Consider the following 14,053-nt stretch of genomic DNA (forward strand, 5'->3'; position numbering starts at 1 on the left):
CGGTTCAAGGGCAGGGCTTTCGATTGCTGCAAGGGGCTGTGCTTACAGCATCTCGGCCCACAGGTCGTATTCGTCAGCATCGGTCACGCGGCACATGATCTTGTCGCCGGGCTGAACGGTGCTGCCCTCTTCCAGACCGATGAACACGTTGCCGTCGATTTCCGGAGCATCGAAGAAGCAGCGGCCTACGGCGCCACGATCATCGACTTCGTCGATCAGTACTTCGATTTCCTTGCCGATCTTCATTTGCAGGCGCGCAGCGCTGATTGCCTGTTGATGAGCCATGAAGCGATCCCAGCGGTCCTGCTTGACGTCATCTGGCACGATGGCCGCATCCAGCAGATTGGCAGGAGCACCTTCAACCGGCGAATACTGGAAGCAGCCGACGCGATCCAGTTGGGCTTCGGTCAGCCAGTCCAGCAAGTACTGGAAGTCTTCTTCGGTTTCACCGGGAAAGCCGACGATGAAGGTCGAGCGGATAATCAGATCAGGACACTGCTCGCGCCAGTTCTTGATGCGTGCCAGTGTCTTGTCTTCAAAGGCTGGCCGCTTCATCAGCTTGAGGATCTTCGGGCTGGCGTGTTGGAACGGGATGTCCAGGTACGGCAGGATCTTGCCGGCTGCCATCAGCGGAATCAGTTCGTCGACGTGCGGGTACGGGTAAACGTAATGCAAGCGAACCCAGACGCCCATCGAACCCAGCGCCTGACACAGCTCGGTCATGCGGGTCTTGACCGGCTGGCCGTCCCAGAACCCGGTGCGGTATTTGACGTCCACGCCATAGGCGCTGGTGTCCTGGGAGATGACCAGCAGCTCCTTCACACCGGATTTGACCAGACGCTTGGCCTCATCGAGTACATCGCCAACCGGACGGCTGACCAGCTTGCCGCGCATAGACGGGATGATGCAGAAACTGCAGCTATGGTTGCAGCCTTCGGAAATCTTCAGATACGCGTAGTGGCGCGGGGTCAGCTTGACGCCTTGTGGCGGCACCAGGTCGATCAGCGGATTGTGGTCCTTACGGGGCGGCACGACATCGTGCACTGCGTTGACCACTTGTTCGTACTGCTGCGGGCCGGTCACCGACAATACGCTTGGATGCACATCGCGAATGACGTTTGCGTCAACGCCCATGCAGCCGGTCACGATGACCTTGCCGTTTTCCTTGATCGCTTCGCCGATCACTTCCAGCGACTCGGCCTTGGCCGTATCGATGAAGCCACAGGTGTTGACCACCACCACGTCGGCGTCCTCGTAGGTCGCAACGACTTCGTAACCTTCCATGCGCAGCTGGGTCAGGATGCGTTCGGAATCAACGAGTGCCTTCGGGCAACCCAGTGAAACGAATCCGACCTTTGGGGCGGACGGCGTGGTGACGGTGGACATGGCAAACCTCGGCGTGAAGGGCACCCGAACGCGAAGCGCAGGTGCTGACTGGGCGCTTGCTGCGCCTCTGATCAAAAAGTGCGCAATTCTAGCGGTGAGCGGGCGCGATGACCAGCGTTTGGATGAGAATTGCGACGTATGTCAGGCGAGGGGAGGATTTATGCTCAAAGAGCGCTTGGCTGTTGAGCGAGCCTGCATGCTTTGTCTGCGCAATTGGCAGGTCCGGGAGGGAGGCGCATTGGTTGAGACCTTCAGGATGTGCAGGACGTATTAGGCTACGCTCTCGGCCGCGAGTTGGAGTCGTATTTGCCTGGAGGTTGTCCCGTTTCAGCAGATTCGCACTGATGAAACGGGAGCCATCGCTATAAGGGGTCTAGCCCCGGGCCGATTGACCTGTCAGCCGCGCGGCTCGTGCATCGGGCACCCATTGTGCTGACTGCGAAAGCCCGCCGAGTGTTCGTAGGCAGGTTTGCGCACTCGCATCACTCCGCCCAGCGGACGGTGCGCTGCAAGACCATGCCAAGGGCTGAATGACATGCCTTCGTCGATTTCCTGAATGCTTTGCTCGGACCACGAGGATTGGCGGGGAACATCGATTCGAGCGACTGCAACGTAGGGGCTGAGGTCTTCCGGCCAGATCGCCGACGCATCCTCTACCGGCATCTTCTCCAGGTCCGTGGCCAGCTGGATACGAACCTCCCAGCTGGCATCGTTTTCGAGGAAAAACGCTTTGACTGCCTCACGCAGGCCATCCGGCTTGTCTTTCAGGTCCACAGCCTTGTCGGTCAGCGCCATCAACTCTGCGGAAATGGGGACTACGCTCAGCTTGGCGTAGTAGGGCCCGTACAGAAAAGGTACGACGGTGTAGAACGTCTCGCCGAGAATATGAGTCATCGGGTGCCCGCCGAGACTTCTCAGCGTGCCGCTCTCGCCGCCGGCAGACTCGATAGTGGACTCGATACCGCGAAGGACGGCAGACAGCGCCTTTTTCATGCCCGGCGCTTTGTCAGTTGTTTTGGCCAATAACTTCAAGGTTTTCAAAAAAGCCTTGGGGTCCCTGGCAGTGAAGGCCTTGGCGTTCTGCATGACAAAATCCTGGGTCGATGCGTCTGCGCTACCGGGCAGGCGCGTGCCCTCGATGCCCACAAGTTTGATCGCCAGCCCCCTGGGCGTAGAGACCTTGTCGTCAAGAATATCCCCCGGGTTGGTTGAGAACCGCATGAAGAGCGGGAAATTTCCAGGTTTCGCAAACGCGCCTTGGGCCAGCGGCTCGGGCAGGTCGTCATATACCTGAATCTGCCCATGCAGTAACCCGTGTGCCTTGGCATGCACACTGCGAATGGCGTGCCCGGTGTCTTGCAACGTGGTTTCAAGAATGGAATGCATGGCTTCCACCAGCTCTTTGCTGGTTTGCGGCTCATCGTCGGGGACGACTTCAAATGAGGGCTGGAAGCGTAACGGCTGAACAGTCAGATTTTTTGTAGTCATCAGGGCATCTCGGTCAGAGGGATCAGGGTACCCGGACGTCGATGCGGTTCTTGATGACCTTTCAGGCGGCAGGCTTAAGTAATGACCGGCCGGTATTTGCGTCGTTCAATGAGAAATATCTCCCCCGGAAACTGCCTGAAAGGCGGGGCGCGTAGGCTTGATCATTCTCGCCGTTTGCGTTTCACCAAGAATTACATCGAGTGCTGCGTTATGCTTCGCGCCATCGCGCCGAGGCATGTCAATGTCTGGCTGAATCTGAATTGTTACGCGTTGTGATGTTCTCAGTGTTGAACCTCATGTCTGGTTTCCGGGAGTAGTGGATGAGTCAAACAAACAGTCATGGGGAGGCCGCAGGCACTGCCAGGCCTATCGGGTTGCTGATCGCGGCAGTGGGGGTGGTTTACGGCGATATCGGCACCAGCCCGCTGTACACCCTCAAGGAAGTGTTTCAGGGCGGTTACGGCGTGGAAGTCACGCATGACGCCATACTCGGGGTGTTGTCACTGATCTTCTGGTCGCTGATCTGGGTCGTTTCTTTCAAGTACATGGCGTTTGTTCTGCGTGCTGACAACCAGGGCGAGGGCGGCATCATGGCGTTGATGGCGCTGGCGCGTCGAGCATCGGCCAAACACCCCAAACTGCAAATGATGATGGTGGTGTTCGGGTTGTTCGGTGCTGCGCTGTTCTATGGCGACAGCATGATTACCCCGGCAGTCTCGGTATTGTCGGCGATGGAAGGGCTGGAACTGGCCTTCGATGGCCTCGATCACTGGATCGTGCCCATGGCGCTGATCGTGCTGGTGGGGCTGTTTCTGATTCAGCGGCACGGCACGGCACGCATCGGCGTGCTGTTCGGCCCGGTGATGGTGACCTGGTTTCTGGTGCTGGGTGCGCTGGGCGTTTACGGCATCATGCAGTCGCCGGAAGTGCTCAAAGCGGTCAATCCGGCCTGGGGTGTGAACTTCTTCATCATCCATCCGGGTATTGGCGTTGCCATTCTTGGTGCTGTGGTGCTGGCCCTGACCGGTGCCGAGGCACTTTATGCCGACATGGGCCACTTCGGTCGCAAGCCGATTTCACGTGCCTGGTTCATTCTCGTGCTGCCTGCGTTGCTGCTCAACTATTTCGGTCAGGGTGCGCTGGTGCTGGGCAATCCCGAAACGGTTCGTAACCCGTTCTACTTGCTGGCGCCGGGCTGGGCGTTGCTGCCACTGATCGGCCTGTCGACGATGGCGACCATCATTGCCTCGCAGGCGGTAATCTCCGGCGCGTTCTCGATGACGCTGCAGGCGATCCAGCTGGGCTACATTCCGCGCATGCACATCCAGCACACCTCCAGTGATGCGCAAGGTCAGATCTACATCGGTGCCGTCAACTGGGCGCTGATGGCGGGTGTCATTCTGCTGGTAATCGGCTTCGAATCGTCTGGCGCGCTCGCATCTGCGTACGGCGTGGCAGTGACCGGGACCATGCTCTGCACCACCATTCTGGTGTCGACGGTGATGCTGATGCTCTGGAAATGGCCGCCGTTGCTGGCTGTTCCGTTGCTGATCTGCCTGCTGCTGGTGGATGGCCTGTTCTTTGCGGCCAACGTACCGAAGATTTTCCAGGGCGGTGCCTTCCCGGTGCTGGCAGGTGCGGTGTTGTTCATCCTCATGACCACCTGGAAGCGCGGTAAACAGCTGCTGGCCGAGCGGATTGACGAGGGCGGGCTGCCGTTGCCGATCTTCATCGGCAGCATTCGCGTTCAGCCGCCGCATCGCGTGCAGGGCACGGCGGTGTTCCTGACCGCACGTTCGGATGCCGTGCCTCATGCGCTACTGCATAACATGCTGCACAACCAGGTGCTGCACGAGCAAGTGGTGCTGCTGACGGTGGTGTATGAGGACTCACCGCGTGTGCCTGCCGCGCAGCGCGTTGAAGTGGAGTCCTATGGCGAGGGTTTTTACCGGGTGATTCTGCACTTCGGTTTCATCGATGAGCCCGATGTGCCTGCTGCGCTGGCCTTGTGTGATCTGCCGGAGCTGGATTTCAGTCCGATGCGCACCACTTACTTCCTCAGCCGCGAAACGGTGATCCCGTCGAAGATGGATGGCATGGCGCGCTGGCGTGAGGCGCTGTTCGCGTTCATGCTCAAGAATGCCAACGGTAACCTGCGCTTCTTCAAGCTGCCGTTCAACCGGGTGATCGAGCTGGGTACGCAAGTAGAGATGTAAGCGTTCGCCGGCAAGGCCGGCAGCGTGGATAAAAAAATCCCGGCGACCTCACGGTGCCGGGATTTTTTATGCCGTTCAGACTTCTATCTGGCGGCGCTTACTGAGCGGTAGCCTTGCCCTGACGCTTGTTGATGGCGTCGATCAGGCGTTTGGCCAGTGCCGGATAGTCTTCATCGAAGTGGTGACCTCCAGGCAACTGAACGGCTTCGCCGACTGCGGTAGTGTCGGTGCAACCGCTGTCTTTCTTCTCTTCGACACCATAAACACAGAACACCTTGGCGGCTGGCAGCTTGGCCATTTCCTGTCCGGTAGTGGCTTCCTTACCTGCATTGCCGAGCCAGCCGTCGACGTGAATCTCGAAGCTGCCAGTACGGGCGAAGGCCAGCAGAATGATCGCGTCGACCCGATTCTGATCATCCGCAGCCAGGCGATTGTAGATCGCGGGCATCACGTCCGCGCCGAACGAGTATCCAGCCAGGATGAAGCGCTTGGTGCCCCATTTCTGACGGTAGTGGTTCATCAGGTCGGTGAGATCGACAGCGGTCTGCTCCGGTGTCTTGTGTTCCCAGTAGTAGCGCAACACGTCGATGCCCACCACCGGATAGCCCATCTTGGCCATGTCGCCTGCCACGACCTTGTCCAGGTCGCGCCAGCCGCCGTCACCGGACATGAACAGCGTCACGGTATCGGAAGGCTGGCTGGCCGGGACTTCGACGGTCGGGATACCGAGGCCGCCACTGTCGTTCTCGCCGAGCAGCAGGTGACGCAGTTCAGTGTTGAGCACCTGAGGCAGCGGAATGTCGTAGTCGCTGATGCTGGTGTCGGCGTTGCTCTGGTCACGCACGAACGCTGCGCTCGGATCATCCGGGGCGTCGTTCCAGGCGGCCAGCCAGTGCCCGTGCGGAGCTTTTTGCGGCAGCGGCACGTCGCAGATCTGCGGCGGTTTCTCGTCTTCCTCCAGAACAGGCGGCGGATTCGAAACATGCTCAAGCGCAAACCCGACGGAAATGGCCTGCGCCTTGTCGTCGGTCTGTTCGGCCAGCCAGCGCCACGCCAGGGTCGCACCAGGGCCTATGCCTCCAACAACCTTTGCAGGGCCGTCGAGCTTCGCCAGGGCTTCCTGAAAGGTTTTCTGTTGCAGGACGCAGTCGTCCTTGGGCAGTACCACCTGAATGATGCGTGCCGAAGCGTCCTTGCTGATCGCCAGCAACTGCTTGTCGGAGAGCATTTCTTCGGCGGTGACGGCCAGCGCAATGCGGGTCTTGATGCTGGTGGCCGGTGTCACGCTGGTCAGCGGCGCGCCACCGTCAAGGTTCAAGTGTTCCAGCGATGCGGGCGGGGCGGGGCGGTTCCAGATCCATATTCCCAGTGCTACGACTAAAAGAACAATTACCAGAGCTGCAAGCAAAAGGCGCCAGGAGCGTCGAATCATCAGCGTTTCACCAATCCAGTCAGGCCGCCCGCAATCAGGGCGGCGGTGTCAGCCAGTGCCACGAGCGGATCAAGTCCGGCAGGCACGGCCATATAACGAGGTTCCCAATCGGGCTGGAACTTGTCCTTGAAGCGGCGCAGCCCCTGGAAGTTGTACAGTTGTTCGCCACGACGAAAGATCATCGAACCCAGGCGCTGAGTGATCGGCGCGCCACGTCGTGGCTGCAGACCCGACAAGGGCACCATTCCCAGGCTGAATCGCGCATAGCCCTGGGCTTTATAATGCAGAATCAGTCCGACCATCATGAATTCCATGGTCAGCTTGGGGGCGTCCGGGTGAGAGCGCATCAGGTCCAGGCTGGCCAGTTCCGGGCTGGTGGTTTCCAGCAGGTTGGAGAACGCGACCGGCTTGCCCTGGAAGTGCACGATGGCAATGCGGAAGTACTTCAGGTACTCGGTGCTGAAGCGGCCTAGGGAGAAGCCTTTTTCACGGACATTCTTGCCCGTCAGCCAAGCGTCGGAAATCACTTTCAGCTCATCGATAGGCGCCTGGCCCGGTTCGTAGATTTCCAGCGAAAGACCATCGCGGCCACCTCGGTTCCAGGTGTAACGCAGGTCCTTCATTTCCTTGCCCTTGGCGTCGATATCGAAGCGCCGCAGGTCGACGCGCGCCTCTTCACCCAGCTTGATGGCGGTGAGGCCGATGTCCATGTAGAACGGCAGGTTTTCTGCACGTACCTGGTAGAACACCGGGCGCGCATGGTGCACGTCGCACAGGTCGCGGAACTGCCAGATCAGCTCGGCACGCTGCTGGGTCGGGCCAATCGGATCGTAAAGCGCAACCAGACTGCGGCCGCGATGCGAGTACATCAGGAATGCATTACCGGCCGGATGGAACAGGATCGCCTTATCGCCGGTCAGCACCAGGCCGCCATCCGGCTGTTTGGATGCTTTGAGGATCTCGGCTGCCTTGTCCAGATCTGCCGCGTCGGGCAGTTTGATGACTGGTCTGGCAGTACGCAGCAACCAGGTCAGCGAAACCACCACCAGCAGCACTGCGCTGCCTAGTGCCGAACGCAGGCCGCGCGGGGCATCTGCATCCAGTGTGAACTGCCACCACAACTGATGACTGTAGGGCACGTCCTGATAGGCGAACAGCAACAGCCAGATCGAGGCACCGACCACACAAATGCTGGCAATCAGGTAGACCGGCGAGAACGGCAGCTCCAGCAGGCGGCTTGGACGGTAGAACGAACGGCGGAAGGTCAGCAGCAGGCAGGCGGTCAACAGCAGCATGCTGGCTTCTTCCCAGTCGAAGCCCTTGAGTATCGACAGCACTGCGCCCACCAACAGCAGGATAGAGGTCAGCATCCAGGCCGCCGACAGTCGACGGCGCAGGCCCTGAGCGAGCAGCAGGCACAGCACGCCCACCAGACTGGCCCCGAAGTGCGACGCGTCGATCAGCCGATGCGGGATCATGAAGCCGACGTTTTCCAGTCGGGTATCGATTTCAGGGGTGGCACCAGAGAAGAGCAGCACCACCCCCGACAAGAAAACCAGTAGGGCCAGAATCGGTGCCGCCAGCCCCGAGGCAACGCGCATGGCTTGCTTGGTCGGCAGCAGGCGCTGGGCTTCGGTAAACAGCAGGGTAAGGCAGGCCAGCAGCAGCGGCAGGATCACGTAGATCAAGCGGTAAAGTAGCAGCGCAGCGGCGAGCGGGGCGGCACCCAGTTCGTTGGCAAAGGCTGCGAGCAGAATGGCCTCGAACACGCCGACGCCGCCAGGCACGTGGCTGAGTACGCCAGCAGCGAGCGCCAGCAGATAAATAAGGATGAACGCACCGAGAGGCGGCGCGTGCGGCAGCAGCAGGTACAACACCATCGCCGCAGCAGCGACGTCCAGCGCGGTAATCACCAGCTGGATCAGCGTCAGCTTCAAGTCTGGAAGGCGCAAGGTACGACGACCGAGACGAACCAGAATATTGTGCGGGATGTCCTGTTCCGGCAGGCGGCGACGGTAGACGAAGACCGCCAGCAGCAGGCTGCCCACCAGTACCGCCGTGGCAACGACGGCCAGTACGTCTACTGGAAGCTTGAGCGCCAGTGACGCGCCGGACAGGTTGCTGAGCGTGGCCAGTGCCGCCAGCGGCGGTAACGCACAGCCCAGTGACAGACTGGCAAACACGGTCATGCGGGCAATTTCGATTGCGCCTACGCCATGGCGTGAATAAAGCCTGTAGCGTACCGAGCCACCGGACAGCATCGACAGGCCGACCGCATTGCCGATTGCAAACGAGGTGAAGCCGCCGAGAAGCAGCGTCTTGATGGGCAGATCGACATTGGCATAGCGACTGGCGGACAGTTCATAGCCCATCAGGATGATATAGCCGACGATTGCCGCGAGCAGCGCACCGCCCAGAGCGGGCAGGGGCACTGCGAACAGTGAGTCGTGCAGCGCATACCAGTCCATCTCGACCAGCATGTGGCGGCAGGCAATAAGGGCCAGGCTGAACAACAGCAGCATCACCGCCAGCCCGATAGGCTGCCGGTATTTGCTTAGCAGCTCCCGCCAGTTCTGGCGTGGTGGGCTGCCGGGTTGCTCTGCATCAACGGTTTCATTGGAATCGGACATGTTGTCGCGCATCAATCACTCCTTGGATCGTGCGCGACAGGATGGAGGTATGCAGCCAAGTTACCAATCCCTACGCAGAAAATATTTCAGGATGTTAGCGCGTCAACGTCTAACGAGCGAATAGCGAATCCGGCCAGGCGATGCTGTTCAGCCGAGGTTCAGTCGTGATTCAGCTTAGTAACACCTATCGGCAGCGCATGCAAAAACTGTCGTCAATGAAAGCATTACGTTACAGATGTGATGATAGGGTTTCAAAGGGCTTGGAAAATAGTCTTTTTTCTCAGGCAGTTAGCGGTCGCCTGAAATGTTTTTTCACCGGAAACAAAAAAGGCCACTCTTTCGAGTAGCCTTTCTTGATGTTTGGTTGCGGGAGCCGGATTTGAACCGACGACCTTCGGGTTATGAGCCCGACGAGCTACCAGACTGCTCCATCCCGCGTCTGTGTGGCGGCATTCTACAGCCGAACGCTGAAGTGTCAACCCTTAATCTTGAAAGCGGGCAAATGAGTAGCAGATTGTGCACCTGTGCCAATGATGCTGCCTTTTTTGCGCCGCAATGTGAAAGCGCTGATCAGGCTGCAATGAAGGAGTGTCAGTGGCAGGGCATGAGAAGGTACTTTTAACGCAGGCACAAAAAAGGCCACTCTTTCGAGTAGCCTCTTTTGATGTTTGGTTGCGGGAGCCGGATTTGAACCGACGACCTTCGGGTTATGAGCCCGACGAGCTACCAGACTGCTCCATCCCGCGTCTGTGTGGCGGCATTCTACAGAGAGATGGCGGGGTGTCAATGGTTAGTTTTAAAAAAGTGCTTTTTCTTCAATTGGTTAGCGCCGCCGCTTATGAGTTTTTTCGGCTCTGACGCCTGTATGGCGGGGCTCCGCAGTTTTTTCGACCACGCGTCAGGGACTTTTCACTGCTTTTCACGGCGACCTTTCGCATCACTGGATGTTACTTGCCGGTACGAATGAGATACTGCTCAGCCATTGATTGCAAAATCCCATCAGGTCATGACGCAGCGCAAAATCATCCATATCGACTGTGACTGCTTTTATGCAGCCATTGAAATGCGTGACGAGCCCGAACTCGCTGGCAAGCCGCTGGCGGTGGGCGGCTCTGCAGAGCGGCGCGGGGTGATTGCGACCTGTAATTATGAGGCGCGCGCGTATGGGGTGCGTTCAGCCATGTCATCCCGGCATGCGCTCAAGCTCTGCCCGGACTTGACCATCGTCAAGCCGCGCATGGAGGCCTATAAGGAGGCGTCACGGGAAATCCATACGATATTCCGGGATTACACCGACCTTATAGAGCCCTTGTCGCTGGATGAGGCGTTCCTCGACGTATCGGATGCCGGGCACTTTTCGGGCAGCGCCACGCGCATCGCCCAGGACATCCGGCGCCGGGTCTCGAATCAGCTGCATATCACCGTTTCGGCTGGCGTCGCGCCGAACAAATTTCTGGCCAAGATCGCCAGCGACTGGAAAAAGCCCAACGGTTTGTTCGTCATTACTCCGGATCAGGTCGAGGATTTCGTCGCCTCTTTGCCCGTTACCAAACTCCACGGCGTCGGGAAAGTCACTGCAGACAAGCTGGGGCGGCTGGGCATTGTCGACTGTGCCGACCTGCGAAGCCGCAGCAAGCTTGCGCTGGTCCGTGAGTTCGGCAGCTTTGGTGAGCGTCTCTGGAGTCTGGCGCACGGAATAGATGACCGTCCGGTGCAGAACGACAGTCGGCGTCAGTCAGTCAGCGTAGAAAATACCTACGACACGGATCTGCCTGATCTGGCTGCCTGCCTGGAAAAGCTGCCCGCGCTGCTGGAAACCCTCGGTAACCGGATGGCGAGAATGGAAGGGCAGTACCGGCCCGGCAAGCCCTTCGTCAAAGTGAAGTTTCACGACTTCACCCAGACGACTCTGGAGCAGTCCGGAGCCGGAAGGGATCTGGGCAGTTACGAGCAGTTGCTGGCGCAGGCGTTTGCCCGGGGTGCCAAGCCGGTTCGGCTTCTGGGTATAGGTGTGCGTCTGCACGACCTGCGCGCAGCTCATGAACAATTGGAGTTGTTCTCGCAATAATGAAATGATCGGCTGCGGTTACAGCCGCAGCCTTTCACATTACTGGCTCTGGGCGGGAACGGCGACCAGACGGCCAGCATCTCTGGCGAGTGATTTGAGAAATTCACCCTGCAACTGCGGATCGTTGCGTGTCAGTTCAATCAGGCTCTGTTCGAGCTCGCTGGCTTCTTCTTCCAGCCCCAGGTCAGAAAGGCGTTTGACGCGATGCACCCATTGGCTGACCTCGTCATCTTCCAGATCGTCGTATATCAGTGCGTGGGCTTCCAGCAGCTTGCCGCGCAGAGAGTGGCTGATCGGCAAGCTGGCGTTCGCGTGAGCGGTGTCCTGGTCGTCTTCGACGTTGATATAAATGCGCGTGATACGGCTCAGGTCCTGTTCGGCAAAAGGACTGTCCAGCAGGTTCAGGCGCAGAATGCCGTTGCGGTCGGTGCTCATTTCATGAGTTTCGTTACCGGCCTTGACCATCACCGGGCGTTCATTCCACGGCAGCGTGGAGTTCTCGATCCGTTTGTCTTTCTGGACTTCGTCAATGCTCGCCAGATTCTGCTGGGCGCGCCCGTGAGAGGGGGCGTTCATGAACGGGTTCAGACCTGCCACACCGTAGTGAATCCAGTCCCGGGTCATGCTTTCCGGCAAATTGCCCAGTGCAAACACGTTGACCACATTCGCCCCGACGCCTGCTACAACAGCGACCGCGCCGAGCGGGATCTCGTAGATCTCCCGCCAGGGCTGGTAAGGCGTATAGCGGTCATAGTGGCGGGTGACTTCAAAATCGGTGACTTCGAACGATTTGTGCTCGTGAATCCGCACGCGGCGTTGCGGTAACTCCAGCGTTTTGGGCTCACCGATATCGACTTGCAGTGTGTGTTCGAGCAGTTTGCGTTCGACGCGCTCCTCGTGCTCACTGCGTTGTGATAGCTGATTGGCACAGCCGCCGACGAGAAACGAGCCGCAAAGGACGGCGCTGCCGAGGCTTAAGGTGCTTCGTTTGAGCATGGGATCTCTGATGCGGATTGGGCGAGTGACGAGCGGCGCACCTGTTGAGAAAACAGGTGCGCCTTTTGACTCAGCGGTTCACTTTGCCCTGGATGAACGACAGCACATCCGCGACTGCAATGGCTTGCGGTTGCGACTCGGTACGGCTCTTGTATTCCAGATTGCCTTCGGCCAGACCACGGTCGCTGACTACGATGCGATGCGGAATACCGATCAGTTCCATGTCAGCGAACTTGATGCCGGGGCTGGTTTTCTTGTCGCGGTCATCGAGCAATACCTCGAAGCCGGCGGCAGTCAGCTCGGCGTACAGTTTGTCTGTCGCTTCACGAACCGCGTCTGTTTCGTAGCGCAGAGGGATCAAGGCGATCTGGAAAGGCGCCAAAGTGTCGTTCCAGATAATGCCGTTTTCGTCGCTGTTCTGTTCGATGGCGGCGGCAACCACGCGGGAAACGCCGATGCCGTAGCAACCCATCGCCAGATTGACCGGCTTGCCGTTTTCCCCCAGCACCTGGCACTTCATCGCTTCGCTGTACTTGGTGCCGAGCTGGAAGATGTGGCCCACTTCGATGCCGCGCTTGATTTCCAGCGTGCCCTTGCCGTCCGGGCTTGGGTCGCCCGCAACAACATTACGCAGGTCTGCGACGGTCGGAACCGGCAGGTCGCGTTCCCAGTTGACGCCGAAATAGTGCTTGTCATCGATATTGGCGCCGACGCTGAAGTCGCTCATCAGCTCGACCGAGCGGTCGATGATGCACGGCAGCGGCAGATTCAACGGACCCAGCGAGCCTGCGCCTGCACCGATGGCATCACGCAGTTCGGCTTCGGATGCCATCACCAACGGGCTGGCAACCTGTTCAAGCTGGCTGGCCTTGATTTCGTTGAGCTCGTGATCGCCACGGATGATCAGGGCAATCAGCTTGCCTTCTTCGGCAGCATGCACCACCAGCGTCTTGACGGTTTTCTCGATCGGCAAATCAAAACCTTCGACCAGTTGGGCGATGGTCTTGGCGTTTGGAGTATCGATCAGACGCAATTCTTCAGTAGCGGCCGGACGAGCTTTCTCACGAGGTACTGCTTCGGCTTTTTCGATGTTGGCTGCGTAATCGGAGCCATCGCTGAACACGATATCGTCTTCGCCGGATTCGGCCAGCACATGGAACTCGTGCGAGCCTGCGCCGCCAATCGAGCCGTTGTCAGCTTCGACCGGGCGGAATTTGAGGCCCAGGCGGGTGAAGATGTTGCTGTATGCCAGGTGCATGCGGTCGTAGGTGACCTGCAGCGAGGCGTGGTCAGCGTGGAACGAGTAGGCGTCTTTCATGACGAATTCGCGTCCGCGCATCAGGCCGAAGCGTGGACGAATCTCATCACGGAATTTGGTCTGGATCTGGTACATGTTGATCGGCAGCTGTTTATAGCTGTTGAGCTCATTGCGTGCCAGATCGGTGATGACTTCTTCGTGGGTCGGGCCCAGGCAGAACTCACGGTTGTGGCGGTCGACCAGGCGCATCAGCTCCGGGCCGTATTGTTCCCAGCGACCGGATTCCTGCCAGAGTTCTGCAGGCTGAATGCCGGGCATCAGAATTTCGAGTGCGCCAGCGGCGTCCATTTCTTCACGAACAATCGCTTCGACCTTGCGCAGCACGCGCAGGCCCATGGGCAGCCAGGTGTAAAGACCGGATGCCAGCTTGCGGATCATGCCAGCGCGCAGCATCAGCTGATGGCTGACCACGACCGCATCGGAAGGGGTTTCTTTCTGTGTGGCGAGCAAAAATTGACTGGTGCGCATGGTTGGCCGTTGTCGGTTGCTGAGACTGGATATGACCTGGCATTGTACGGC

The 14,053-nt window shown here is 58.9% G+C and carries 7 protein-coding genes, 2 tRNA genes and 1 pseudogene; 2 read left to right on the forward strand and 8 right to left on the reverse strand.

Translation table 11 applies throughout. The features are described from left to right. Positions 1-42: 42 nt before the first annotated feature. Both rimO and KP808_RS06965 read right to left on the reverse strand, forming a co-directional pair. Entirely contained in the window at positions 43-1,386 is a 1,344-nt protein-coding gene (rimO, locus tag KP808_RS06960) for a 30S ribosomal protein S12 methylthiotransferase RimO (protein WP_002554675.1), read from the reverse strand. A gap of 396 nt (positions 1,387-1,782) precedes the next feature. Further along, on the reverse strand, positions 1,783-2,874 hold the full coding sequence (locus KP808_RS06965; RefSeq protein WP_230017870.1) for a catalase family protein: 1,092 nt from the start codon (positions 2,872-2,874) through the stop codon (positions 1,783-1,785). Between the two features lie 320 nt (positions 2,875-3,194). Here KP808_RS06965 and KP808_RS06970 point away from each other — a divergent pair, with 320 nt between their 5' ends. Next, positions 3,195-5,090: a potassium transporter Kup gene (locus tag KP808_RS06970; protein ID WP_057411578.1), complete on the forward strand. Its 1,896-nt coding sequence runs from the start codon at positions 3,195-3,197 to the stop codon at positions 5,088-5,090. 97 nt (positions 5,091-5,187) lie between these two features. On the opposite strand, the gene KP808_RS06975 is transcribed toward KP808_RS06970, so the two are convergent. The 4 genes and pseudogenes from KP808_RS06975 to KP808_RS06990 form a co-directional block, all read right to left on the reverse strand. Further along, a complete protein-coding gene (locus tag KP808_RS06975) occupies positions 5,188-6,522 on the reverse strand; it encodes a virulence factor family protein (RefSeq protein ID WP_058407338.1) in 1,335 nt (444 codons plus the stop codon). Further along, positions 6,522-9,139 (reverse strand): annotated as a pseudogene (gene mprF / locus KP808_RS06980) (bifunctional lysylphosphatidylglycerol flippase/synthetase MprF). Before mprF ends, KP808_RS06975 begins: the two are co-directional and overlap by 1 nt. A 374-nt stretch (positions 9,140-9,513) precedes the next feature. Beyond that, a tRNA-Met gene (locus KP808_RS06985) sits at positions 9,514-9,590 on the reverse strand. A 231-nt stretch (positions 9,591-9,821) separates the two neighbouring features. After that, positions 9,822-9,898 (reverse strand) — tRNA-Met (locus tag KP808_RS06990). A gap of 260 nt (positions 9,899-10,158) precedes the next feature. On the opposite strand from KP808_RS06990, the gene dinB reads away from it, so the two are divergent. Then, entirely contained in the window at positions 10,159-11,220 is a 1,062-nt protein-coding gene (gene dinB, locus KP808_RS06995) for a DNA polymerase IV (RefSeq protein WP_005746536.1), read from the forward strand. A gap of 39 nt (positions 11,221-11,259) precedes the next feature. On the opposite strand, the gene KP808_RS07000 is transcribed toward dinB, so the two are convergent. After that, positions 11,260-12,216 carry a hypothetical protein gene (locus KP808_RS07000; protein ID WP_230017872.1) on the reverse strand — a complete coding sequence of 319 codons (957 nt, stop codon included), beginning with the start codon at positions 12,214-12,216 and terminating at the stop codon, positions 11,260-11,262. A gap of 70 nt (positions 12,217-12,286) precedes the next feature. After that, positions 12,287-14,002, reverse strand: coding sequence for a proline--tRNA ligase (locus KP808_RS07005; protein ID WP_002554668.1), 1,716 nt, complete (start codon positions 14,000-14,002; stop codon positions 12,287-12,289). Positions 14,003-14,053: the final 51 nt, after the last annotated feature.

The sequence above is a fragment of the Pseudomonas savastanoi genome (assembly GCF_020917325.1).
Taxonomy (GTDB): domain Bacteria; phylum Pseudomonadota; class Gammaproteobacteria; order Pseudomonadales; family Pseudomonadaceae; genus Aquipseudomonas; species Aquipseudomonas amygdali.

What these genes read in the sequence shown, in the direction of transcription:
- rimO (WP_002554675.1), bottom strand. Translation starts at nt 1,386, where the DNA reads ATGTCCACCGTCACCACGCCGTCCGCCCCAAAGGTCGGATTCGTTTCA.
- KP808_RS06965 (WP_230017870.1), bottom strand. Translation starts at nt 2,874, where the DNA reads ATGACTACAAAAAATCTGACTGTTCAGCCGTTACGCTTCCAGCCCTCA.
- KP808_RS06970 (WP_057411578.1), top strand. Translation starts at nt 3,195, where the DNA reads ATGAGTCAAACAAACAGTCATGGGGAGGCCGCAGGCACTGCCAGGCCT.
- KP808_RS06975 (WP_058407338.1), bottom strand. Translation starts at nt 6,522, where the DNA reads ATGATTCGACGCTCCTGGCGCCTTTTGCTTGCAGCTCTGGTAATTGTT.
- dinB (WP_005746536.1), top strand. Translation starts at nt 10,159, where the DNA reads ATGACGCAGCGCAAAATCATCCATATCGACTGTGACTGCTTTTATGCA.
- KP808_RS07000 (WP_230017872.1), bottom strand. Translation starts at nt 12,216, where the DNA reads ATGCTCAAACGAAGCACCTTAAGCCTCGGCAGCGCCGTCCTTTGCGGC.
- KP808_RS07005 (WP_002554668.1), bottom strand. Translation starts at nt 14,002, where the DNA reads ATGCGCACCAGTCAATTTTTGCTCGCCACACAGAAAGAAACCCCTTCC.